This window comes from Spirosoma arboris (assembly GCF_009754945.1).
GTDB lineage: Bacteria > Bacteroidota > Bacteroidia > Cytophagales > Spirosomataceae > Spirosoma > Spirosoma arboris.
Map to the genome: position 1 here is coordinate 21,074 of NZ_WPIN01000018.1, position 25,792 is coordinate 46,865.

At 46.1% G+C, this 25,792-nt stretch carries 19 protein-coding genes; 9 read left to right on the forward strand and 10 right to left on the reverse strand.

The window, feature by feature from the left end:
- Positions 1-145 precede the first annotated feature (145 nt).
- Complete coding sequence (locus GO755_RS32265) at positions 146-871, forward strand: class I SAM-dependent methyltransferase (RefSeq protein ID WP_157589569.1); 726 nt, start codon at positions 146-148, stop codon at positions 869-871.
- A gap of 27 nt (positions 872-898) precedes the next feature.
- A complete protein-coding gene (locus GO755_RS32270; RefSeq protein WP_157589570.1) occupies positions 899-2,665 on the forward strand; it encodes a glycosyltransferase family 39 protein in 1,767 nt (588 codons plus the stop codon).
- 1 nt (position 2,666) lies between these two features.
- On the opposite strand, the gene GO755_RS32275 is transcribed toward GO755_RS32270, so the two are convergent.
- The 4 genes from GO755_RS32275 to GO755_RS32290 form a co-directional block, all read right to left on the reverse strand.
- Positions 2,667-5,234 carry a glycosyltransferase gene (locus GO755_RS32275; RefSeq protein ID WP_157589571.1) on the reverse strand — a complete coding sequence of 856 codons (2,568 nt, stop codon included), beginning with the start codon at positions 5,232-5,234 and terminating at the stop codon, positions 2,667-2,669.
- Between the two features lie 271 nt (positions 5,235-5,505).
- On the reverse strand, positions 5,506-6,945 hold the full coding sequence (locus GO755_RS32280) for an MOP flippase family protein (protein WP_157589572.1): 1,440 nt from the start codon (positions 6,943-6,945) through the stop codon (positions 5,506-5,508).
- Between the two features lie 53 nt (positions 6,946-6,998).
- Positions 6,999-9,341, reverse strand: a complete 2,343-nt coding sequence (locus tag GO755_RS32285) for a T9SS type A sorting domain-containing protein (RefSeq protein ID WP_157589573.1) — start codon at positions 9,339-9,341, stop codon at positions 6,999-7,001.
- 84 nt (positions 9,342-9,425) lie between these two features.
- A complete protein-coding gene (locus GO755_RS32290; RefSeq protein WP_157589574.1) occupies positions 9,426-10,433 on the reverse strand; it encodes a gliding motility-associated C-terminal domain-containing protein in 1,008 nt (335 codons plus the stop codon).
- 126 nt (positions 10,434-10,559) lie between these two features.
- On the opposite strand from GO755_RS32290, the gene GO755_RS32295 reads away from it, so the two are divergent.
- The 7 genes from GO755_RS32295 (at position 10,560) to GO755_RS32325 (ending at position 18,421) form a co-directional block, all read left to right on the forward strand.
- Positions 10,560-11,303: a 4'-phosphopantetheinyl transferase family protein gene (locus GO755_RS32295; RefSeq protein WP_227687174.1), complete on the forward strand. Its 744-nt coding sequence runs from the start codon at positions 10,560-10,562 to the stop codon at positions 11,301-11,303.
- Between the two features lie 178 nt (positions 11,304-11,481).
- Positions 11,482-11,880, forward strand: a complete 399-nt coding sequence (locus GO755_RS32300) for a hypothetical protein (protein WP_198175000.1) — start codon at positions 11,482-11,484, stop codon at positions 11,878-11,880.
- Positions 11,877-12,080, forward strand: a complete 204-nt coding sequence (locus tag GO755_RS32305) for a helix-turn-helix transcriptional regulator (RefSeq protein WP_157589577.1) — start codon at positions 11,877-11,879, stop codon at positions 12,078-12,080. Before GO755_RS32300 ends, GO755_RS32305 begins: the two co-directional genes overlap by 4 nt.
- Positions 12,081-12,252: 172 nt before the next feature.
- A complete protein-coding gene (locus GO755_RS32310; RefSeq protein WP_157589578.1) occupies positions 12,253-15,042 on the forward strand; it encodes a PQQ-dependent sugar dehydrogenase in 2,790 nt (929 codons plus the stop codon).
- Positions 15,043-15,070: 28 nt separating this feature from the next.
- Positions 15,071-16,000 carry a sugar phosphate isomerase/epimerase family protein gene (locus GO755_RS32315; protein ID WP_157589579.1) on the forward strand — a complete coding sequence of 310 codons (930 nt, stop codon included), beginning with the start codon at positions 15,071-15,073 and terminating at the stop codon, positions 15,998-16,000.
- 121 nt (positions 16,001-16,121) lie between these two features.
- On the forward strand, positions 16,122-16,661 hold the full coding sequence (locus GO755_RS32320) for a gluconate 2-dehydrogenase subunit 3 family protein (RefSeq protein ID WP_157589580.1): 540 nt from the start codon (positions 16,122-16,124) through the stop codon (positions 16,659-16,661).
- 41 nt (positions 16,662-16,702) lie between these two features.
- The gene (locus tag GO755_RS32325) at positions 16,703-18,421 is read left to right on the forward strand and encodes a GMC oxidoreductase (protein WP_157589581.1); all 1,719 of its coding nucleotides are present in this window, start codon (positions 16,703-16,705) and stop codon (positions 18,419-18,421) included.
- Positions 18,422-18,527: 106 nt separating this feature from the next.
- On the opposite strand, the gene GO755_RS32330 is transcribed toward GO755_RS32325, so the two are convergent.
- The 6 genes from GO755_RS32330 to GO755_RS32355 all read right to left on the reverse strand — a co-directional run bounded on the left by GO755_RS32330 (position 18,528) and on the right by GO755_RS32355 (position 25,477).
- Entirely contained in the window at positions 18,528-19,742 is a 1,215-nt protein-coding gene (locus GO755_RS32330; RefSeq protein ID WP_157589582.1) for a glycosyltransferase, read from the reverse strand.
- A gap of 100 nt (positions 19,743-19,842) precedes the next feature.
- On the reverse strand, positions 19,843-20,973 hold the full coding sequence (locus GO755_RS32335; RefSeq protein WP_157589583.1) for a glycosyltransferase family 4 protein: 1,131 nt from the start codon (positions 20,971-20,973) through the stop codon (positions 19,843-19,845).
- A gap of 1 nt (position 20,974) precedes the next feature.
- Positions 20,975-22,420: an O-antigen ligase family protein gene (locus GO755_RS32340; protein ID WP_317166004.1), complete on the reverse strand. Its 1,446-nt coding sequence runs from the start codon at positions 22,418-22,420 to the stop codon at positions 20,975-20,977.
- Between the two features lie 169 nt (positions 22,421-22,589).
- Complete coding sequence (locus GO755_RS32345) at positions 22,590-23,513, reverse strand: glycosyltransferase family 2 protein (RefSeq protein ID WP_157589584.1); 924 nt, start codon at positions 23,511-23,513, stop codon at positions 22,590-22,592.
- A complete protein-coding gene (locus tag GO755_RS42075) occupies positions 23,492-24,664 on the reverse strand; it encodes a sugar transferase (RefSeq protein WP_317166005.1) in 1,173 nt (390 codons plus the stop codon). Before GO755_RS42075 ends, GO755_RS32345 begins: the two co-directional genes overlap by 22 nt.
- A gap of 303 nt (positions 24,665-24,967) precedes the next feature.
- Positions 24,968-25,477 carry a response regulator transcription factor gene (locus tag GO755_RS32355; protein WP_157589585.1) on the reverse strand — a complete coding sequence of 170 codons (510 nt, stop codon included), beginning with the start codon at positions 25,475-25,477 and terminating at the stop codon, positions 24,968-24,970.
- Between the last annotated feature and the right edge of the window lie 315 nt (positions 25,478-25,792).

Consider the following 25,792-nt stretch of genomic DNA (forward strand, 5'->3'; position numbering starts at 1 on the left):
TGGCCTCTTTTCTGAGCGCCTGAAGATTATTCTTCTTTATTCTTAAGAAACTATTGTCTGTTAGTCAACTAGTAGTCAGCGTTTACTATTGCCCATTTTGAAGTATTATATATAAACTTTTATCCACTAAATTAATCTTCTTGCAATGAATACCGCTCTAAAAAAGAACGTTCAAGAGTTTAATCGAAATGTGCGTGAAAATGGAGGATTTCTCTACACCACGAATGCTCAATTCTCTTCTGATGTTGCCAACAAACGTATCTCAGATGAAATCTTCAAATTCATCAAACCTTCCTACAAAACACTAGTGGATATTGGTTGTGGTGATGGGATGTACACCAATAATATCAAACAGAATTTTCCTGAATTGGATGTACATGGATTCGATCCCGCCGACTCTGCTATTCAGATCGCTAAACAGAATTATCCAGATGTAAAGTTTGAGACGATTAACTTACTCGATGATCAGCTGATAGCGCCCGCCAGGAAATACGATGTTGCCGTTATTCGGGGCGTGTTACATCATTTGTCCGATCAGCAGAAGGCTATCACAAATGCGTTTAAACTGGCCGACAATCTGATTATCATGGAGCCCAATGGGAACAACCCTATTTTGAAAGTCATTGAACGAACCTCTCAATATCACATTGAACATGAGGAACAGTCTTTCTTTGAATGGCAGTTAAAGCGGTGGATACGGAATGCTGGTGGTCAGGTAACATCCTGGAGCTACGTGGGTTATGTTCCGTTCTTCTTTCCGACAGGACCTGCCAAAGTGATTTATTTTTTTCAACCCTTCTTAGAAAAAATACCGCTCTTAAAGCATATCTTCTCGGCTCAGTTTATTATATCCTGTTCACAACGTAAATGAACATGATAGGGCGCTTTTAACACCTTTATGAAATTATTCAAGCCGACGAATGCAATCCTGGCGGTGATTCTGGCCCTGGCCTTTGGCTTGCGGGTGTATCATTCCAGCACATATGGCATTTACCTCGATGAAAAATATACGCTGGTTATCTCTCAGGGCATTTCTATGGAAGGAGCCAACCAACGAGATGTGTTTTTTACACCCGGAAAGACCTATTTTACGCCCAAAGAATTCTGGAAAGAAAAGTCTCTTGACGATTTTATAGGTGCCAATATCAGGGGTGATATTGGTAACAGCCCCAGTTATTATGCCGTCTTGTGGGGATGGACCAAGCTGTTTGGGCTAAGCGATTTTTCGCTTCGCTTTCCTTCTGTCGTGTTCAGTACGCTACTTGTCGGCCTGGTTTTCCTGTTTGTACGTCGGCATTTTCAATCCGAACGCCTGGCCTTACTCAGCGCTTTTCTGACGGCCATTGAGCCCTTTTTCATTGCCTACAGTCATATGGCTCGCAATTATTCGATGAGCTTTTTTCTGACATTGCTGGCAACGCACTTGCTTTTAATAATCCTGGATCGGAATCGATTGGGGCGACCAACCGGCAAACTCCTAGTGGCTTACGGGTTGATATTTGTGATTGCTTTGCTCTCACACTACCTGACCATTACCGTTTTTCTATGTCATGGTCTCTATGCACTGATCTATGTACGTCCAGCACGCCGTTGGGTACCTTTTCTGGTAGTGGGAGTAGTGGGCATAGCGCTGGTATCCTTATGGTTTCTATTTGGCGGAGGAGCTTATACGTTTAAAACACTTGCCTATCAGGCACAGTTTTATCGCAACCTTGCGCTGACTGATCCTTATAAAAACGGGTTTGGGATCATTCTGCCAGCGACGTTCATCAACGTTGCCGAACGTTCGGCACCCATTTGGGCGGATCTGTTTATTGTCTCAAATGGACTTGGGCAATTCGATACTCTGGGCGTTCGAAATTTAGCCATAGCGGGATTTTTTGGTTTAATCGCAGCCTGGCTCTTCGTTCGCTACCAACAGAGGAGTCCGATTCCAGTATGGATCTTCGTGGCTTACTTGTTATTACTGGTAGCCGCTTTGCCGTTAGTTACGGTCGCGAATCTTCAATACGTAGTAGCGGCCGCGCTCCCTTCGTTTGCTTATAGTCTACTACTGGCAATTCGCAGACAGGCAACGGAGGGTCGATTACCTCTCCTGGTCTTCGTTAGTTTACTGGCCGTTGTGCCTACCCTGTTCCTGATCGTGATGTCGTTTCGCAATGGGCATACGTATGGAATTACGCAACGCTATTCGGGCTTTTCCTTCCCATTTAGTGTTATTCTGGTCGCCTTGCTATTGGAGCAGGTCATGCGCGTCGCAACTGTATTTCGAGAAATACTATTGGTAGTTTTAGCCATCCAAAGCTTTTTTGTTGCTCGATTGCTGTACACTATTTACCAAGATCAGGCGCCCAAATACACGTACTTCGCTAACCCCCGTGAACCCAATCCGTACTACCTGGTTGCCCAGAAAATCAAGCAGGCGTACACGCCGGGCGATACCGTGCTTTATCCGTCCATTCGGCTTCACCCTCGTGACGAAATCGAAAAAACGTACTGGCCATTTTCAATTCAGGATGCCCAACTGACAAATATGTATTTGCCCAAAGATGCAGCGTACATACAGCGGATGGATACTACCGAGGTCGACAAAATCAGGCTCCTCAAAAAGTCAGGGCAGAAGATCCTGCTTTTTGATCTGAAAGGCAGTACATATCGCTATTAGTTTATTCAGACTGTTGAATTGCCTGGGCCTGTTGTGCGTTGAGGACAATACCTCGTATTTCAGGATAGCGTTCATCGATGATAGTCAGCGCGTCACGTACCCATACCTGTTCATGGCTATCAGGTGAGACTGCTCCAAAACGTGCAATCAAAATGGGTTTATGACGGATAGTATAGTCGGCATGCAGGCGAATTGTATTGTGAAGCAATTGGTACAAAGCCGCAAATGAATGGTTTTGATGGTCTTCGTCCAGGGCTGGATTATTGATGATTTCGAGGCCAAGCCAATCGACATACTCATTGCCGGGGAAGTGTGACACAATGGTTGACGATTGAGTAGGATACCAGACCCAGATTACATTATTGACCTGTTGCTGCTGAAGCAATTTCACCATATACTGCCAGGCTTGCTGATAGCGTACCAGCGTGCTTTCCTGCTTTGTACCCCACGCTCGGGTTGTATCGTCAAATTCGGGTGCGAAACTGAGTAAAACGGGCTCCTTGTAGTGTTTGATCGTACCAATCAACTTCAGTATATCTCTATTGTAGTGGCCCTGTTTAAGGTTGCCTAGAAATGATTGCAACGTTGCTTCTGACTGATGTGCCTGGGCAGTTGTTTCGGCAAGGGCAGGTTCCAGATACAAGAGGGGCAATTGATTGGGAGTCGCTGCTAATTTGGGTAACGTAATCGTACTTTCATCGTTAGCGTTAACTGACCACATCAGATGTTGGGGAATAATCACCTGATTGGGCAGGACGACAGGCTTAGGAAGGTTCGTTGCGGAAGTTGACTGGTCTGTTGTTTCCAATCCATAATAGAACGGCTGAGTCGTTGCAAAGCGAATTTCGCGTGGGAGCGTTGACGTTTTTTTTCGGCCGGTATAGGCTACCAGACCGGTTGTTAAAATGACCAATCCACCAAACAACGGAATGGCTGAAAGGCGTATCCAGCTATATAGTCCGTAGCGCATTTGCCAGATGGCGATCCGTAGTGGCCAGACAATCGGCTTCTGAAATGACATTTTTGCGATCCAGTTTTTTACGCTGCCCAGTATTTTTTCCTGCCCGATCAATACATTCAGGCTCAATATGTATGCGTTCAGAATAGCAAACAGGATCATCAGCTCCGAGTAAATATTGCTAACGGCGAACCGGCCATAATGATACGTACTATAGCCGATAGCGCCTATCGTTATCAGCAACATCAGTATATTGGGCAGGCAGAGAATGAAGTTATTACGGGGTTGATCGCGTTTGGGCGTTGGTAGGTACGGGACGTCTACCCGGAAAATAGTGTAAATAAATCCTAAGGTATAAACCCACCAGGTGCCGCTACTAAGTATTCCCCCGAGCGTATGAAAGCCAGCTTCGTGTTTTTCAATTAGCCAGCGTTGCGCATATTGACGAATCAGAAAAGCGGTTATTAAGAGCGGTAGATAGGCGGTTCCAAATACGAGTAGGTCTAGTCGTAAGGGAAGTCGCATGGTTACCAGCGAGATGACTGGAATGAGGATATCAATCAGCTGAACAATACCTAGTAAATAATATAAGGGCATCGTCAGATAATGAAGCCGTTGCCGCCAGGTTAACTGACTAAATATCCTTGGATAGGTAGTTACCAGAAGCTCAAACGTTCCGCGTGCCCACTTGAGTTGTTGCTTATAATAAGCGGATAAGGTTGCTGGGACTAAGCCATAGGAGAGAGGAAGGGGAACATAAGCCGATGCCCATCCTTTGGCGTGTAGCTGCATAGCCGTGTGCATGTCTTCGGAAAGTCCGGCAGCATGTCCACCAATGGAATCAAGGGCAGCCCGACGAAATGTGCAGTTGGCACCAATAGCCTGAGCTGTTCCATAATTCCCCATGCAGGTCATCATGGGGCCATAAAACGTATACGTTTGCTCGGCTGCACCAAAAGCAACTAAGCTTTCCCGGTAATTATAATAAGCCTGTACACATTGCACAAAGCCAATGGAAGGATCTTCAAAATAGGGGAGTACATGATCCAGAAAGTCGGGTACTGCCACGTGGTCAGGGTCCAGAATCACACAGATTTCGCCAGTAGCCTGTTGCAGCGCGTTGTTGATGTTACCCGCTTTTGCATCTTTCTTGTCTGTGCGGGTTACGTGCCGAACACCCATTTGCTCGCAAACCTGGCGGAGGTAAGGGTCATTGGCCTCATCGCACAAATAGGTCGTATGTGGATAAGGAATCGCCTGAATCGCCCGGAGGGAATTTAGCACCATTTCGTAAGGTTCGCCGGGGCAGAAGGTCGTCATAATATCGACACTCCAGGTTCGGGTGACGGCCGGAGGGGTTACCGGAACGACATTCCAGTAATGATACCACTCGTGCAATAAACGAAGCAGCTTGAAACTGACGGATATGGTCAGCATGGCAAATAGCCAGGAATAACCCTGATTGCTCGGCTGGAGATACACCCATAAAAAAGCCACCATAAATAGGATACCAACCGAAATGAGTAGCCGTATTAGTCGTTTGTCGCTCTTTTTAAAGGAGAAGTTATAGGCTTCGTTGGGAGATGATTTAGTAAAAAGTTGCCAGTTCATGATGGGTTAGTACGTACTTAATTCTGGCGTCAGTAGCCTGACGGTAACATCAATCTGCCTTAATTGGAATGGCTGGATAAGCTGCCTTGACCAGTACATCCGTTTTATAGTCTGATGGGGATGTTTCTGAGCAGATGTTATTTAGACTTGATGCCTGCTATATGAGTCATTCTTTTTACTTCGAAAAGTTGAAGTAGTCAAAAAAAAATAACCATAAATTCTACGAGTAGCACTCGTTCAGACAAACAGTTAGCTGATTATGAAGAAATGACTACAAAAGCCCCTGTCGAAAGGCTTTTAGCTGGGCAAATGAGAGCTTGTAGGATAGCGTCAGAACGGCATAGGTAGCTCCGCCAAGTGCGACCTCCACTAAGGTATTGGCTAGACCGGTGTAGCCAACAAACGATTTATACAGGGCAATGATGCCGACCATGATCAGACAAAACGTAATTGGCTTCACTATGTTTTTTGAGAACTCGCCAATAAAATCACCGATTAGATAATGGACCATCCCAAAGTTAACGATCATATTGAGCAGGGTAGCCAGTAGAAAAGCAACAGCAATACCCGTTACCCCCCAATAAGTTCCGAGCACATAGACCAGGGGTATTTTCACCACTAACGTCCCTAAATTGAGAAAAAAGAGCAGGTTAGGTTTTCCTTTTGTGAATGCAATGGTGTAAAGGGGATGACTCACACAAATAAAGATTCCGACAAAGACGAAAATTCGGATGAGCTCGGTGGTTTGCTCCCAACCTGGGCCATAAATTAAGGGGACAACACCGTCGGCCGTAATGAATAAACCCGCCAGGAGGGGAAAGTTACAATAGCTGATAAAGTCCAGAATTTTCAGATAAGACTTCTTCAGATCGTCATTGTTCTCTTTCATTTTTGCCAGTATGGGATAAGCAACCTGCAAAATGATCGGGTTGAGTTTCATGATCGGAAAGACGCATAACTGATAGGCAATGGTGTAGTAACCAAGCATTTTTACGCCCAACATACCACCTAGAAAAATATTGTCGGCGTTGAACTGCACATAGCCTAAAAAGCCTTCGCCCATATTGAAAATTCCGAAACGAAGGTGCTCCTTGATATTGCTCAGATTAAAAAACAACTTAGGCGTGAACAGTCGGTGACCAAACGCAATTTGTAAAATTGCCTTCGTCAGCTGTGTGACTAATGAGCCAATAATTAATGATAGCTCATGGTAACCATTGTAAGCGAGAATAATCGTGACCGCCGAGCCGACGACCGTTCCGGTGATGTCAATAATAGCTACCGACTTGAACCGGAGTTCTTTCTCCAGCAAGAACATGTAGAGCTGGCCAAAGTAGACAATCAGAAAATAATAGGAGGACAGGTTAAGTACCTGTGCCAGCTTAGGTTCGTGATAGAATGAGATGATGTACGGAGAACTGATATGGATGGCGATAAAAAGGACAAAACCAACCAGCATATTAAGGTAATACAGGGTCGATAAAACGTTTCGGTCGCTTTCCTGCTTATAAATGATCGAGTTCGAAAAACCAAGGTTCGCGAAGACCTGGAAAAAAGCAATAATTAAATTGCTGAGACTGACAAGGCCAAAATCGGCCGGTGCCAATATGCGGGCGAGTACGGCTACCTGTACAAATTGAAACAGGGTTGAAACAATAGTGGAAACTGTGATCCACTTTCCCCCGTCCATTGCCTTTTGTGTATTACTCATGTGGTACGCTACTTCAATTACCTTGCTGGGTTACAAATCTATAGGGTCAATTTTTACCGGGCCCTCACAATTTTCCTGACAGTCCGTGCCTGTCCCTGATGAACGTCCAGTACATACGTTCCCTGTGGTAATGTACTTACGTCAAGCTGCGTGCGCAGTACTCGCCCCGACTTCGGCAAACTTATCTGCTTATGCCGCTGGCCAGCAGTCGTATATAAGCTAATTTCCAGTGGCCTCAAACTACTATTTTCGACTACTAGCTCTACATAATCTGCGGACGGGTTTGGGTATATCTGCAATGTACTCAAATCCGGAACTGCTTCTTTATTTGTTGCCGATATGGGTACTACGAATACCGGTGTTTCACCAACCGTAACGGCTATAGTACCTATTTGACTGATTTGCACCGTTCGGGTCATCTGATCACTGCCAGCAGTTGGCAAACAAACCTGCACGGTATCTCCTTTAGTCACCGGTAAATTATACGTACCTGTTCGACCTTTTTCATCGGGGATCACGAGCACATAAGACGAACGGCCATCTAATTCATAACGATCAACGATCAAATCATCAGGGCCGTCTGTAGGTTTAGGCGATTCTTTATACCGATAATCACCCAGTAGGTTCATGGCCTGATACAAATAATCGGCGGCTGGTTTACGGGTCTTATCTGCATTGAGTAAACCCATTGAGCTAAACTGAAGGGGATTTGATAGATTATCGTCGTAGGCCTGAAAGAAAAATACCCGATCGATACCGACCCGGCTGTATAGGAGTGCTGTTCGTAAAATCCAGTCAGCCTGTGTTTGTAGAGCTGATTTACTCCCAATAGGAATGGCATGGAATGGGCTTCCCTGATTAATATCGTAGCCGGTTTCGGTAATCCAGACAGGCATCCCGTTGGCATACTGGCGAGCCAGTTTCACAAAGGCTGCCGCCTGATCGCCAACCCCTGCCAGTTCGGGTGCCGCCCCCCGAGTTCCACCACCACCCTGCGACGATTGGGCATCGTTGGCGTACAGGTGCTGATTGATCACATCCCAGCAAAGATTCACAGAACCATCTGGATTATAACCCCTGAACTCTTTGCACCAGTCAATCATAGCCCGCACATAGTCGGTAGTGGCGGTCGACATTCCTCCGATGACAACGGTCACTGAAGGATCAGCGTTTTTAACCCCCACTCCAGGGCCGAGGGTATTTTTATGACCATCGTAAAAAGCAGATAGATTGGCAGCATACTCACGTGCCGACTGGTAGCCATTGCGCCCTTTCCAGGTCTTGTCGGGCTCATTGTTGCACTCAATGTAGCGAATCAGTCCTAAGCCGACCTTAACCGAATTGACCCCCGCCCAGGTAGTTACTGAACTGACAGATAATAAGGAAGGGGCAACCCGTTTATTATACCCGTAGCGAGCTATATATTGAAAAGCGACCTGTGCATGGGCGAGGTAAGATTTTGGGGAGGAGAGATCTGCGCCATAGGGTGCAGGAACATTGCTGTAATCGCGACCTTCCTCAGGATAGGTATTTTCCATCCATTTCGGGAGCGTTTGCAAACAGGCAAGTACGTCAATACCTTCTGCCTGTAGGCGTTCATACATGGCGTCGTAGTCCCAACTTCCGCTAAACGTAGGATTGTAAGTATAACTGCCCTGATCGGCTTCCAGCTTATCCCAGTCCATATAATGGCGCATCGATGAAAAGCTTTTCAGAGCGTTAACACGCGTATCGTCGACGGGCCGTAAGGCAGAGGGAGCATCAGGATTTTCGACGTACCACTCAAATCCATTGATGCCCAGCTTATTTCGGAAAGGAGTTGCTGACAGGGCAGTAAGTGCTGGCTCCTCTCCAGCCTGGTAAGTTCCATACAATTCCAGCTCAGTCGGGTAGTCTCCAGAAGTATTCAGCACTAGGTATCGAGCGTTGGAGATGGGTGTCTTGAGGTCAAATACAGTGGGCTGGTCCGGGTCTGGTCCAACCCAGGTCTGATAGTTGTCGCCGGTAAAGCGGGCAATCGGAATGCGTTCCCACTCATCTGTAATAATCGACAGGGTTACCGGCTTATCCGTATTGGTACCCGCCCCGTCGTAGAGACGAATGCTTTCGATGCTCATTTGTTCGCCTGCGAGTAGCGGGTAATAGGCATCATAATTTGACAATATCTTGCCCCAGCCTGTATTGACACTTTCGGTCGTTACGCCATCGAATAGAGCATCGAGTCCTGTTGATACGTTATTGACCTGATACCAGCGTTTGGGATCAATTGGTATTTTGGTAGAAGCGCTGTGCTGTAACACTAGTGTAGGCGATAGCGCACCACTACTTTCCTGGGTTCGGACGAAAAGTAGTAGAATGAGAAAGCCCCTTAATAGATTAAACACGTCTCTTTTCATGGGTTAGGCGACTTAACGAGCTCTACCTGCTAGTCAGATGATGAGTCAATCAAAGCCAGGACCGAAAAACGGGCCTTCAGCATGTCAACGCATCAGCAGAACATGGCCGGTCCGAACAATTTCATTCCTGGGTGATGTGCCTGACCGGTAGGCAATTACCCAGCTATAAGTACCCGACGCGCAAGCTACACCAGCATAGTTCCCATCCCACTTATGGGCTGGATCGGTGCTGGTGAAAATCAAACTTCCCCAGCGATTATATATTTTTAAGGAGAAAGAACTGGAAGCCGATGTACGAAGAAATATGGCTAATGTGTCGTTGATCCCATCGTTGTTAGGTGTAAATACATCCGGGACATACACCAATTCGGGCGGCCCGACACACTCACTACATTGTTTCACCTGTAAATCATCGATAAGCATATCATTTCCACAGCCCAAGTCACCCTGATTATTGATTAATTTTATGACCACTTCACCATCAGCAGTAGGGACAGTAAACAAAATAGAACAGCGACGCCAGGTAGGAATATCTGTTTGTTGAATTGGACCAATATTGGTCGATTGAATAATCAGTCCATCGTTCGTTTCTACATTTATTGACAGGTTAGGTATTAATGGATTCGAACAGGTTCCTGTTTTTAGCAGGTTTAGTACCCAAACCGAAACTTCATAACTTGTTCCTTTGCAAAGGCCAGAAACGGGTTGCCGATAAAAGATTCCGGCCTGGCTACCTCCGTTGATAACTAGCATATTACCCTGCACATCGCTGGGCGTATGATCTGTTGAAACAGCGTACCAGGTTGCATTAAAACAACTGTCATCGAGCACTGGTGCAATTGTATACTGGCCATCGCCGGGGCAATTTATTGGTTCATATTCGTACGGAGTTAAGCCTGCGATTGAAACCGGATTGCTGGCAGTGCCAAACGTTTGATTGAACACGAGTTCACCAGATGGGTCAGCACAGACTTGAGCAACAACGGGTTGGAAAAAGGTATAAAACAAACAGGTAACCAGGCAGATTGCTAAACGTAACTTGTTAGCTATCAGATAACTATTTCTGATAAATTTACGGATCGCAGAAGCCATACTTATTGCTTAAGACTAAAATTCCGCCCTTGGGTCACCATTTGTTTGATTGGGATGTCTAGTTGTAGTGATATGGCTTAACTTGGTAACTTGTCGATGCAAATAGTACATATGACAAGACCACCTATGTCTGATGTGATTGTAACCAATACGGTTTTGCCCAGTGTTTCGTGGCAACCGTTGTCTGTCTGTTCCTACAATGATCCAGTCGCTGTATTTCGGTTTCGAGTAGTGAGTAGCTCTCTCCCTGATAATCAGCAAACAGAACTACAACCTCACGAGATTAGTCAGGCACAGCGATACCATCGGCAGGAGGATCGAAATCGATATATCTACACTCGGCGTATGGTACGAATTCTGGTTGGGCATTATATCAACCAGGAGCCCAGTGAGATAGAATTTACACTAGGTATCAATAAAAAACCTGAAATTAACGGCAATACATCCTGGCACCTAAATGTGTCCCACTCAGGTGATTGTATTGTCGTGGCTATCGGAAACGCCAGCGTTGGAGTCGATACAGAGCGAATAAACCCTGATTTTATGTTTCAGGATATGCTGTTCCAAAGCTTCAGCCAGCCTGAACAGGCGTATATCAAAGCCAGCCACGACAGTCGTTTCGCATTTTACGACTTATGGACACGGAAAGAGGCTCTGGTTAAAGCGACTGCCAAAGGCCTGGATGATGATTTTCAACATATACCCTCATTGAATGGGATTCACCCAATTGGAAGCGATTTGATAGGGGCATCGGGCAACTGGACGGTTACAAGTTTTATGGTTTTTGATGAGTATCCGGCAGCGGTTGCCCATAGACCCATAGCCGAACTGCCTACCTTTTACACGCTTGATCACAGCGTGTTTGGCTAGCCTGAGCCATTAACCACACTACTTATAACCTTCGGTGATGCGCCAGAAGAACAGGGCACCCGTGCGCTTGCCAGAACCACAGTTGGATTATATTACGCCATTATTATTGACTTTTTGTCTATAATACTTGACAAAATGAAATGTTTACCTATCTTTGTGAGGAGCTAAACAAGTAAACATGATGGAACAATCTAAAAAAAACGCGAACCAAAACTCTGTTATCTTCGCTCTCATACACGGAGCCACCTATTTGCCAGCAACATGGCTGTTAAAACATCGTATAGTTGACCAGCCTGTTTCGGTGATTATTGCGATAGTGCCAATTATTACGTTCGCTATTTTTATTTTTAAATTAATCAAAGCCTTTTCGGTAATGGACGAAGTGAAGCAACGGGTCCAGTTAGAAGCCGTAGTTATCGGTTTTTCATTGACGGTAATGTTGATGATGCTTTTGTTTTTGCTTAGCCTGTGTGATATTTCGAGCCCGACCTGGTTTGGCTATGGGTATCTGGTGGCTTATTGCTGGGTCTTTTATTTTGTTGGTTGGTTCATTTCGAAACAAAAGTACGGGGTATGAAAAACACGATTAAGGTGGAGCGAGCTAAGAAAAACTGGACACAGGCCGACCTTGCCAAGCACATTGGGATATCACGACAGGGTTTAAATTCTATTGAAACCGGGAAATTTATCCCCTCCACTGTACTTGCCTTACGGATGGCGAAAGCCTTTAATACGACTGTCGAAGTTTTGTTTCAATTAGATGATATAGAGGCCTGAGGTCGCCAATAAGTAGATTTTTTAGCCACCTGGGACAGTGGGTTATGTGCGTAAAAAGCGGTAGCGTTCCTAGCCCCGACCATCCATTCCTTTTGGGAAAATATGTATCTTTGAAAAGTCGATAATTTAACTATTTCTAGTAATTATTAACTTTTACTCAGCAGCTTTTCCCATGCAACGACTAGCCTCCGCGCTAACCATCGGTATTGCTTTGATTGGTTTATGGGCATTCTCATTCGTAGATGATGCCCGGTTACGTAGCAATCTGTTTTCGGGAAAGCCGCCGGAAGAAAACCGATTTACCAAGGTCATAGTAGCCGATAAGCTGGACGAACCAATGGCCTTGACGACGTTTAAAGACGGTCGGGTGCTGTTCATCGAGCGAAAAGGAAAAATTCATCTGTTCAGACCAGCCACGGGGCAAATCAAACTCATTGCTACCATTCCGGTAAGCACGAAATATACGAGCAGTGAGGGTAAAGTTTCCGAAGCTGAAGATGGCTTGTTAGGTGTCGTTCAGGACCCGCAGTTTGAACAGAACCACTGGCTTTACCTCTATTATTCGCCTGAGGGCAGCGAGCCTAAAAATATATTGGCCCGCTATGAACTACGCGGGGATGCGCTGTTGATGGAATCCCGAAAGGTGTTGCTGGAAATTCCAACCCAGCGCGAACAGTGCTGTCATACGGGCGGAGGCATGGTGTTTGACGATTCGGGAAATCTATATCTGGCTACCGGAGATAACACGAGCCCCCGCGTAACAGGCTATACACCTATTGATGAACGACCGGGCCGTTCTCCCTGGGATGCCCAGAAATCATCGGCAAATACGAATGACCTGCGTGGTAAAATTATTCGTGTTCATCCCAACGCTGACGGACCTGCGGGCGCTCTCGCCTACACGATTCCAGAAGGTAATCTATTCGCCAAAGGCATGCCTAAAACCCGTCCTGAAATCTATGTGATGGGCCTGCGTAACCCGTGGCGGTTATCGATTGATAGTAAAACGGGCTACCTGTATTGGGGCGAAGTCGGACCTGATATGCGGGATTCGGTAACGATTGGTCCGAATGGCTATGATGATTTCAATCAGGCCCGAGCTGCTGGTAATTTTGGCTGGCCCTATTTCGTGGGCGACAATGCAGCTTACTGGGACCGGGATTTTGCTACTGGCAAATCAGGAGAACGTTTTGATCCGGCAAAGCCAGTCAATAACTCCCCCAATAACACGGGTCTAACACAATTGCCTCCTGCCCAGGGCGCGTTCATCTGGTATTCTTACGGAGCCTCGGAGAAATTTCCGCTCATGGGAAGCGGAGGTCGCAGTGCCGTGGGTGGGCCAATTTTCCACAAGGCAGATTTCAAAAACGCCCCGCGACTATTCCCCGATTATTACGAAGGTAAATGGTTCATCACCGATTTCATTCGGGGTTGGATTATGGCCGTTACTATGGATGAAAAGAGCAACTATGTGTCGATGGAGCGATTCCTGCCCAGCGAACGGTTCGATAGTCCAATTGATATGAAGTTTGCTGCTGATGGCGATTTGTACTTATTAGAGTATGGTAGCGCTTGGTTTCGGGGGAATGATAATGCCCGCCTGGTGCGGATCGAATACAACGGTGGCAATCGCAAACCCGTAGTGCAGGTATCGGCTGACAAAACAGGCGGGTCCATCCCTCTTCAGGTGAGCTTGTCATCGAAAGGAACAAAAGATTACGACGGGGATGCGCTGACTTACCAGTGGACCATTACGTCGAAAAACGGCCAAAACCAAACGGTAGCTGGTGCTAATCCGACGATCACGCTTGATAAAGCTGGCATATATACCGCTACCCTTACTGTAAGCGACGCCAAAGGGGACAAAAACAGCAAATCGTTGGAGTTGACAGCTGGTAATGAACCGCCTTCTGTATCGTTTGCCATTACGAAAGGGAATAAAACCTTCTTTTTTCCCGGTAAAACAATCGACTATACTGTTGACGTAACCGACAAAGAAGATGGCAGTTTGGCTGATGGCCGAATTGCATCCGCTCAAGTCGCGGTTAACATCAATTACGTGCCTGAGAGCTTCGATAAGGTCGAGCTAGCCGCTGGACACCGCTATGCCGATGCGACTGCTAATCTGGCTTCTACGGCGAAGCAGTTGATGGCGGCTAGTGATTGCAGGGCCTGTCATACGGTAGAAACCAAGTCGGTGGGACCAGCGTATAAAGAAATCGCTGAAAAATATAAAAGCGACAGAACTGCTTCGGAACGACTGGCGAAGAAAGTAATTGCGGGTGGTAACGGCGTATGGGGCGAATCGAGCATGAGTGCTCACCCAGGGTTATCGATTGCAGATGCTACCCAGATTGTCAATTATATTCTGAGCTTGTCAGAAGACAAAGCTGTTGTCAAGGCGCTACCCGCAAAGGGAAGCTATACGACGACCGTTCCAATGGGTGAAAGTGCCAAAGGGTCGTTTGTGTTGCGGGCCGCCTATACCGATAAAGGGAACGCCAGTTTGCCCGCCAGTATAGGGGAGAGTGTGGTTGTATTGCGTAGCTCGGTGCTGGCCCCTGAAACCGCCGATGAATCGAAAAGCACCGAGTTTATTACCGCACAAGGTAAGTCGTTCTATGTGGTTGGTTCGGGTGCTTACCTGGGCTATCACACCATTGACTTAGGCGGAATCAACCAAATTGATTTCATGGTTCAGGCTTCTCCTAAGGTCGATGCGGCTGGTGGTACGATTGAAGTTCGCCTGGATTCGCCGACGGGTAAACTCATTGGCGAAACGCCTTTGGTTGAGGTTCGGGACCCGGCTCGTTCAATAGCTTCTATAAAAGCGACGATCACACCTACGGAGGGATTCCATACGCTCTTCTTCGTATTCAAGAATACCAGAGCAAAGAGCAATCAGATTCTGATGCGGGTATCCGCCATTCAATTTGTTCCCGACGAGTCAACTCTTCGGTAAAGCCTCGACCCTTTTTATCCTATTCCTTATGCATTCATCAAGACGTGATTTTCTCAAAAACATGGGCCTGACCACTGCCGGACTTGGCCTATTCACTGGTCTTCCGATAGAAATAGCCAGCGCAGCTCCTGCCAAGAAGCTATTTTTTGAGATTTCTCTGGCTGAGTGGTCGTTGCACCGAACATTGAAAGAGGGCAAACTAAGTAATATAGATTTTCCTGCTAAAGCCAAAAACGACTTTGGTATTAGCGCGGTGGAATACGTCGATCAGTTTTTTAAGGATAAAGCGAAAGACCAGCAATACTTGAGCGAGCTAAAGAAACGTTCTGATGATTTAGGCGTTCGCAATGTGCTGATTATGGTCGATACCGCAGGGCCGCTGGCTGACCTGGACGATGCAAAACGGAAAGAGGGGGTAGAAAGCCATTATCAGTGGATTGATGCCGCTAAATTCCTGGGCTGTCATTCGATCCGGGTTAATCTTCGCGGAAAAGGTACCGCCGAAGAGGTTGCTAAAGCCAGCGTCGACGGTCTGGGTCGTCTGGCCGAATACGGGGCTAAAAATAAGATTGGGGTAATCGTAGAGAATCACGGCGGCTATTCGTCCGATGGGAAGTGGCTTGCCAATGTAATGAAGCAGGTAAATAATCCCTATGCAGGTACCTTACCCGATTTCGACAATTTTAAGCTAAACGAGACCGAGGTGTACGACCGCTACCTGGGCGTTGAAGAAATGATGCCATTTGCTAAAGGAATTAGTGCCAAGGCGCGAGATTTTGACGCGCAGGGGAACGAAACCACAATCGACTATACACGGTTGCTTCAGATCGTTAAAAAAGGTAAAACACTGGCTTTCAATGGATACGCAGGCATTGAATACTCCGGAAATCGCCTAAGTGAAGACGATGGAATTCGTGCCACCAAGCAATTATTAGAACGAGTAGGGCAAACTGTTTAATACAAGTTTTTTGACAGGATTGACAGGATGAACAGGATTTCTAATGGCAAAACCAATTCTGTTCATCCTGTCAATCCTGTCAAGAAACGTAATCTCATCGCATTTAAATTTTATACCAATTATGCAACGACGTTCCGTACTGAAAAACTTAGCCATGACATTCGGGGGCTTAGTTAGCCTGCCAGCCTGGGCCTCCGGCTGGACACCCGAAACCCTTGGGCAGATTTCTGGTCTGTCTGTAGATAATGAGGCCCTTCTCGGGGAAATTGTCGGGACAATTATCCCGGAAACGACTACGCCAGGAGCTAAATCGCTCAAGGTTCACCAGTTCGCGATGCGGATGATCAATGACTGCTACGGTGAGCCTGCCCAGACGTTGTTGGCGCAGGGCCTTACGTTGGCAGATTCAACCGCTCAGCAAACCTATAGCAAGCCGTTCACTGATTGCGACGCGCCCCAACGCATGGATATACTGGCTAAAATGACGGCTTCAACAGATCCAAATGGAAAATCCTTTGTCGACATGATGAAACGATTGACCATTCAGGGCTATACAAACTCAGAGTATTACCTGGTTAATGTGGCGAAGTTCAACATGGCTCCCGGTTTTTATCATGGCTGTGTACCCGTGCCCAAGTTGGCTGCCGATGGTAGTCGATAAACACTTCAACAACAAATTTTCAATAACTCAAATCGATCCTCATGTCTTTTTTAAATATAGATTCAGTTAAAGCCCGAACATTCGATGCCATTGTTATTGGCTCTGGAATTAGCGGTGGCTGGGCGGCCAAAGAGTTGACCGGTAAAGGTTTACGTACGTTGGTTCTGGAACGTGGTCGCGATGTAAAACACATTACCGACTATCCAACCACGATGATGCAGCCCTGGGAGTTTCAGCACCTGGGCCAGTTAACCAAGGAAATGAGAGAGGCTAACCCAATTGCCAGCCGATGTTACGCCTTCCGGGAAGATGCCACCCATTTCTTCATTAAAGACAACGAGCACCCCTATGTGCAGGAAAAACCGTTCGACTGGATTCGGGGGTATCAGGTTGGCGGAAAATCGCTGATGTGGGCACGGGGTACGCAACGCTGGTCGGATTTTGATTTTGAAGGCCCCGCCCGCGATGGTTTCGCTGTGGACTGGCCAATCCGGTATGCCGATATTGCTCCCTGGTATAGCTATGTAGAGAAGTTTGCCGGTATTTCGGGCAACAAAGATGGTCTGGCGACCTTGCCCGATGGCGAATTTTTGCCACCACATGAACAGTCCTGTGTTGAGAAGCACTTCACGGACGAAATGGCCAGACATTATAACGGTACGCGCCCCATAATCATAGGCCGTTGCGCGCACCTGACCAAGCCGCAACCCATTCACTATCAGCAAGGCAGAGCGCAATGTCAAAATCGCTCCTTATGTCAGCGGGGTTGCCCTTATGGCGGGTATTTCAGTAGTAACTCCTCGACCTTGCCCTGGGCTGCTAAAACTGGTAAAATGACTTTGAGGCCCGACTCGGTGGTTCATTCTATTATCTTCGACGAAAAGAAGAATAAGGCTACAGGTGTGCGGGTGGTTGATGCCCATACAAAAGAAACGACCGAGTATTACGCCCGAATCATCTTCGTTAATGCCGCCTGTTTGAACTCGAACTTAGTACTACTAAACTCGAAGTCAAGCCGTTTTCCGAATGGCCTGGGCAACGATAATGGGCTACTGGGTAAATATGTAGCGTTTCACAATTTCCGGACTACTATTTCGGCTGAGCACGAGGGCTTTCAGGATACGACTACAGAAGGGATTCGGCCAAACAGTAGCTATATTCCTCGTTTTCGCAACGTACATAAACAGGAAACAGATTTTCTACGTGGGTATGCAGCGGGTTTTGGTTCAAGCCGTGCTACTAACGTAGATACGTCAGGAATGGGCGAAGGTCTGAAATCGAGCCTGATGCAACCCAAATACGGTAACTGGCGAGTAGGGTCGCATATGATGGGCGAAACCATTCCGAAAGAAAGCAACTACGTAGCCCTCGACTCCAATCTGACTGATGCCTGGGGGATTCCTCAGTTGAAGATTTCGGTGGCGTATGACGATAATGATGAAAAGATGATCCGGGATTTTCACGAGCAGATGTCAGAAATGTTGACTGTGGCCGGCTTCAAAAACATTCAGACGCATGACGTGCCCGATAAAGCGCCGGGGCTTGATATTCACGAGATGGGTGGCGTACGAATGGGTAAAGATCCAAAAACGTCAATGTTGAACAAGTGGAATCAATTACACGCCTGCAAAAATGTATTCGTGACGGATGGGGCTTGTATGACATCGACCTCAACCCAAAACCCTTCCCTGACCTTCATGGCGATCACCGCACGAGCTGCCGATCATGCCGTAAAAGAAATGCGGAAGGGACTTTTGTAGGAGAAGCGTATTAACCACAGAGGCACAAAGAGCACAGAGATCTAAATAATTATTTACCTCTGTGCTCTTTGTGCCTCTGTGGTTAATAAACTAAGTGGCGCTACGTTTAACCAGCAACCGATTCGGTTATCCACGCATTCGGAACCTTCTGAATAACAGCCTCAAATTCTTCGGCCCGCCGGGTCCAGGAGTTATTCTTTGCCATAGTGATGCGCTCGTTCACCCGTTGGGGACTATCGTCGGATAAGGCACGGCGTAGTGCCTGAGCAAATTCTTCCGGACTTGCGGCCAAGTCAACCACTCCGTCAAAATCATCGAGAATAGAGAACGGAGTTGACACAACGGGCAAACCAGCCGCTAAGTATTCGTTGATTTTAAGCGGGTAAATGGTGTAAGTGTGTTCATTGCAGACAAACGGAATCATAGCAGCTTTCATCTTTGCCAGCAAAGGAGGGAGGTCTGCCGGTTGATGAGGAGGAGTGAAGACAATGTTTGGATAAACGGACGAGAGCTTGGTTAAGCCGGGTTCGTGAACTTCACCGATAAACTGAAACGTAACATCCGGCATCGTACGTACACAATACGCTACCAACTCAAGATTGACCCGGTTATCGGCAGTGCCCAAATACCCTACAATAGGGTTAATTTGTTGGGGTTGCTGTTGAGCTAATTGGTAAGCCTGATTGAATAAATCAAAATTGACCCCATTTTTTACACAGTACGTGTTTGGCTGTAGGATCGACTTCGACCGGCGCAGTGTTTCTGACGTTGTGACAACTGCATCGACACCACGAAGATAATCCGGTTCATAGCGACTGCCGTGTCGACTCATCCAATTGATAATCGTTATTTCGTCGAAACAGTAATAGATGGTAGCGCATTCATTGAGCTTGTGCAGCATAGGAAGGCCAAACACCGGATTGAGCCCATTGATCACGAGCGGCCGAATCATGTTCAACTTTCGCATCACGCGCCGAAGCCCTTTCACTAACCGATTTACATTTTGCTGAACAAGTAAGTCATGTGGTTTGGGCGACATCCAGTTGACGGGCAGCATAAGGGGAGGAGTCCATACATGAACCTCATTACCGTTCGCAACGATTTTTTTCGTGAGAGGATTCTGCAGGCGAATTGATTTCTGAACAGGCATATCCTGACGTCCGGCAACACCCATCGCCCAGTCTTTTACGGTATATTGATAATCTACATATAAAACCCGGTGCCGAGCCGATAATTCGGTCATCAATTGTACAACTGCTTTCTGGAAATCACCCTCCCAAGTTGTCTGGCCAAGGCAAACTATACTGTCAAATTGTTGCATGTAAGCAGGAAAAACGGCCTTTAGGATAAGTTAGAGTAGTAAGAAAAATTGGTTAAAAAGAGGAAGAGAGGATATGAGTGATGTACAGATTTCGTAAACGTTAGTGATTCATCGAATTAGCATACACCGTGAGCAACTTATTGGCTGTGGCTTCCCAGGAAAATAGGGCTGCCCGTTGCAATCCTTTCGCGCGTAATTCAGCTCGAAGGGCAGGTTGTTTTATAAGTCGCTCGATGCCGCTTGCCATTTCTTCGACCGAATTAGGGTCGACCAGCAAGGCCGCATCACCCGCTACCTCTGGCATCGATGATGTCGACGAGGTTAAAACAGGCGTTCCGCAGGCCATGGCTTCCAGAATTGGCAACCCAAAACTTTCGCGCAGTGAGGGACATAAGAAAATGGTCGCAGCATTATAGACCAGCGGCAGAATATAGTTCGGGATATAACCACACAATATAATGTCGTTAGCCAGTTCCTGCCCGTCAATTTCACTAAGCTGATCGGTTAATGAAGCAGCGGGTAAGTTCGATATGACCACCGGAAGCGTAAGTTTTCCTTGTTTTTTTAGCGCTAATAACGATTTCAAAACACCTTTTACATTCTTCTTGGGATCAGTGTTGCCCAGGAAAAAAATAAATTCTTTAGGTAGTTTATACTTTAATCGAATAAGCTCAACTTGAGCGGTATCCTCAATAACCCGAAACTGGTCGCTTACCGCATTCCAAATGGCCACTACACGCTCGGGAGCCAAATGTAGATGGTCGACGATACGTTGCCTTTCAAAGTGTGATACGGTTATAATGCGCTCACATTCTGTTACAATTCGGGGTACATTCCAGCGTCGGTACTGATTCCCAAAGCGTTGATACCAACTGCCAGCCAACAAGGGCTGTTTTTCCAGAAAAATAATGTCGTGGAGTGTTAGCACTAATGGCACTGGACAGTGAAGAGGAGCTGTATTCGCTGTACAATGCAGTAAGTCAATTCCATACTGTTTCACCGCCTTGGGTAAGGCATACTGTTCCCACACAGGATAAGGCCCACCAGCCAGTTCGACAATTTTCATGTTTGGCGTATTGGGCAATCCATCGCGGTCTGCATCAGGCTTTACAAAAACGATAAATTCGTGTTGCGAACAGGTAGCTAAAGCTCGAATAGTTTCAAGCGCTACGATGTCCATACCATGTTTATGAGGCCGTAGGAGACGTTGTGCTTCGATTCCGATTCTCATGCTACTTAGTTTTTGTATCCCACCGATCGCAGGTGGTAAACAGAAATGAATTGATAAACAGAATGGTGCTGGTTGGAAACTGACCAAGTATTGGGTTGGTATAGCTCACGACACAGATGCCAACGAATTCGGCCAGCAGTGCAATCATCATCGTAGATACCCAGGGGTCTTTCAGTTGCCAGACTTTAAAGGTGCCGATCAGTATAAAACCGAGCAGCATCAGTAAATAGATCGTAAGGCCAACAACACCCGTTTCAATCCAGATTTGAACATACCAGCTATCTGTGGGTATCTGGGCCGCAAAATAGTTTGGTGAAAAGCGTTGTCCGGCACCCGATGAAGTGCCAATTCCTGCGCCGAAAGGCTTGTCTTTCAGGAAGTTTCGTAGTTTCTGCTGATTCTCCAGACGAACGATAAATGAAGCATCTTCTGTCGGGTGAAGGGCAGACCGAATCCGCCAGATCTGATACACAGAATCGCCGATGTGCGTAAATAACAGGAGAGCAAGCAAAGGGCCAGCCACCATAAGTGCCCGAAAAATGTGAAGTAGATTTCGCTTCAGGGCTAAATAGGTTGGGAAACCAGCCAGTATGACAAATAAGGCCCCTCTGGTTCCAGAAACGGCAAACCCCCAGAAAGCAATAACAGCCAGGCATATATACACGGCTCGGTATAGCCACGAATTCGTCTCAAAAAATAAGATGAGACAAAGGAGGGTGATGCCAGCCATCTCGGAGCCAAACTGACCCGCGTCGGAGTAAAATGAGAAACTACGTAGTTGCCCCCATAGAATGTGTTGCTTCTCAGCACCTGCAGCCAGCCATCTAAGTTCGGCCTGTTCAAGACCGATGTACTGTTGCTTAAAACCCCATAAAGCTGCGAAGAACGACCAGACAAGCCATAGCGCGCATAGGACTTTAATATCGTTTTTTGTAATCGGGTTAACAGATACGACAATTGCGATCAGGAACCAGCTTAATGAAAAGGAACGAGCGTGGTAAAACCAGGAGGAAGGGTGAGGATGTTCAGGATTAAAGTATTCCAGAATCGTAAATGATAGCCAGACAATTAATATCCAGAAAGCGGGTTGACGGAGCCGCTTCCAGTTCATTCGTTTGCCATTCAGAAAGGTACTTAGTAAAGTCAGTACCAATATGCCGTCGAGTCCTGTACCTACGGCTATATCGACTGTAAGAAAACGAGTAAAACCAATTAGAAAGCTTAAGTTGAGGTAGACCAATAAACCGAGTTTCGGCTCAACTAATATGCCTACCATAAGAAGTAGGCCCACTGGTACACCCACGGTCATGAGGGCACCCATAACACCCCACGAGCCAATCAGCCAGCCAGCCACTAAGGCACACAATACCCCCAAAAGCGTAAACAGCCAACGGTTATCGCGCAATTGGTTAATGGATAGGGCGGTATGGTCAAGCATAATTTTCATCAATTCTTCGATTAGCTAGTCAGCACCGCTGATTAGCTTGAAATCTGGCACTCGGCTAAACGGCTTTTCGAGTAGTTTTAGACTGTACTCGAAAAAACGAGTCACTGAGTTATTGACTTTGGTTTCTGTATGAGCTGGGTTTTAGAGTTGAGTTTGGTCTGTTAGAGGATTATACAGGTGATATACTGGTTGATGTCAGGTGCCAGAATGCCCCCCGGAGGAATGCGTTAGCGTGCTTTAACTTGCCGGTAATTGTGTATGAGATAAGGTGCTTAGGCAATACAAAAGCACCGAAGTACATATAGAAGATAAAACGCTGAAACGACGAGCAATGCCGTCGCATAAACAGAATCCGATTGCGGGTCAGATAGTAGGTACGTAGTGGACTATCCTGCCCAACCGAGACCGACTCTTTGTGCAGAATAGACGCAGTCGGCTGGTAATAAATGACAAAACCAGCGTTTCGAATACGCTGTGACCAGTCGAGTTCTTCGTAATACAGAAAAAAACGATCGGCAAATCGGCCAACCTGGTCTACAACCTTCCGGCTTACCATCATGGCACATCCATGGGCAAAATAGGTAGGGTGAGGCTTGTCAAACCGCCCATCATCTTCCTGATTAAAGCCAATGGCTCTTGCTTGTCCCGTATACAGATTGATCGGATTGTAGCCTGCATACTGAACCCGTTGGGGTGCATCGAAGAATCTGATTTTTGGGCAGGTGACCCCGACCTGCTTCTGTTCGCTGAACGGCTTCAGTAATTCATCGAGTAACGTTGGCGATAGCTCTGTGTCGTTATTGACAATAAAGAAAAAGTCGCCCTTTGCTTTCTGTATTCCTAGATTATTACCACCCGTAAAACCTAAATTTACTTCACTCCGAATCAGCTGAAGATGAGGAAACTGGCTCAGATCGAGATAATCACTCAAAGGCTGAATGGACGCATTATCCACCACGATAAGTTCGTAATTCGGATAAATAAGGTGCTTGGTCGATTCCAGAAATTGACGGGTAATTTCAGCCTGGTTGTAATTGATCGTAATGATCGATACGAGACCGGGCCCATCGTCTATACGTTCTCTTTTTGCCATAAACTGAAAAAGGTTCTCCAGATGATCTGAAGATCCGTCTTAAAGGAAAAATTATTTGTGTATTCAATATCGAGCAGTGTCCGTTCCCGGTCCGACATTGGACCTTGCCCCTTTGCCCGTTTTTTTACCTGCCACAAACCGGTTAAGCCGGCTGGGCCAGCAAATCGTTTCGCAAATTCATCGGAGGTTAGCTTTTCGGCTTCGTAAAGCGGTAGCGGTCGATTCCCAACCAGAGACATATCGCCCAACAAAATATTGACTAGCTGCGGGAGTTCGTCAATACTACTGTTCCGCAGGAAGGTGCCTAATCGGGTGATACGGGGATCATTTCGAAACTTCATGAACTTGGCCGAACCCTCCGTTTCCTCCAGATACAGTTTTTCACAAATCGACCTGTTATGATCAATCAGTAAACGTTGGCAGGTCAACCCTTGCTCTCGGCAAGTGCTGCAAAGCTTCATCGCACCGTTACTGGCTTCTCCATTAGGTTTGGTCTGGGCATAAATGTTTTGAGAGGAAAGTTGATTGAGTAGCTGATCGGCTTCTACGCTCATGGTCCGAAACTTATACATGTCGAACACATGAAAATTGGCACCAGCCCGCTTTGATCTGTAAATGATAGGCCCTTTAGAATCCAGAAATATGAGCAATGAAACCAGCAGCATTACTGGAGATAGCAGAATCAATATTGTTAGTGAGACACTTATGTCGATAAAACGTTTCCACCAGGGTAGCTTAAAATGATGTATGGAAGGTATCGATTCAGTAGGACTGAAAGTTTGAACCTGGCTGTTTAAACCAAGGTAGTAGTCGATTTTTGACTGAAGTTTATAGTTTTCCTCGTTGATGACTAATATATCTGTAACTCCGGATACAAGCGTTGTTTTAAGTAAATGGGTTTCGCCAAAGCGGCAGGTAATTAGAAAGGGAACCAGTTGATAATCAGATTTATTTCGTACCATGGAGACCATGGCGGGACCACTATTTTTATCGGAAATTATCAAGTCTACTTTCTGGCTGTCGGTTAACCATTTTTCTGCATCTTTCTCGTCCCTGAATCGCACGATTGAACAGGTTGCACCAACGATGGTGGCAAGCCGGTTGGCGATCAGATCATCTTCCATTACCAATAAGACACAAAATGACAGCATTCTATCTTCTGAAAAAGGAGTTGGACAAACTTCAGATCGTTGCTAACGCATTGGTAGTATCGAGCTCAATAACGAATCGTTATCGGTTAGATACATCCTTGTCGTTCGCTTAGGTGATACTTAAGTTTTGGTGGCGTAATTCGTATTATTTCTTGAAAAAATCCCAGAATTGTAGATGTGCTTTTATCAGATTCAGCTGGGGAAGGCTTTTGTGAATTGAATTAATGGATAGGCATAGGTTTTTAACTAATTGAGTTAACTGATGCGTGCTTTTAATAACGTATCACCTCAATTAGTTAAAAACTACGCGCTTTGCGATAGAGAGTAGCTGCCGAACAGCATCGAAAGAATTCGGGATTTGGGCAGCCAAAACGGTTTTGTTTCGGGCTGCATCCCTACAGAAACGGGTCGCTTAAGTGTTTCTTCAATCGGAGAGTCGGCACGCCGTAATAAAGCATGTAGCTTAGCTTTAACTTCAAGCGGATTAAATGGCTTTGCAAGAAAAGCATCGACCCCTTGTTCGAGACACTGAATACGGGTGGCGCTATCGGGTACATTTGAGAGAATGACCACGGGTGTCTGAGACGCTAACCGACTCATTCGAATAAGCTTGGTTAATTCAAGCCCATTAAAAAAAGCCAGATCTAGCTCAGTAAGTACGCAATCGAACCGATTACCTTGGATTAACAAACGCGCTGCTTCTTGGCCTGTATTGGCCACTGTAATCTTAAAATCTTTGTTGAGCGTTTGTATCAGTATATCTACCACATATGGATTTTCATCCACTATAAGTAGGTGGTGCTTAGCGTTCATTTTATTTATATTTAGAATTACTTATGGGTTAGATTCTAAATTTTTAGACTAGTGGCTAAATATCTGGTTACTTTTTATAGTAAAAAAAAACCATGAACGAACGATTGCCATAACAGGTACATAGGCTAAACGATAAGTCTATTAAATTAAATTATATTGATATATTGGTTGTTTAAATTATTGATAATGAGAAGGTTGATTAAATTTTTCTCTTGACTTTAGAATTTCCTGTTGCAGATTAGTCGCAATTGAGCGTCTACCTAGGTAAAATCCAAAATTGATTAAGCGGTAGGTAACTTCAAGTGAAGTTTACCA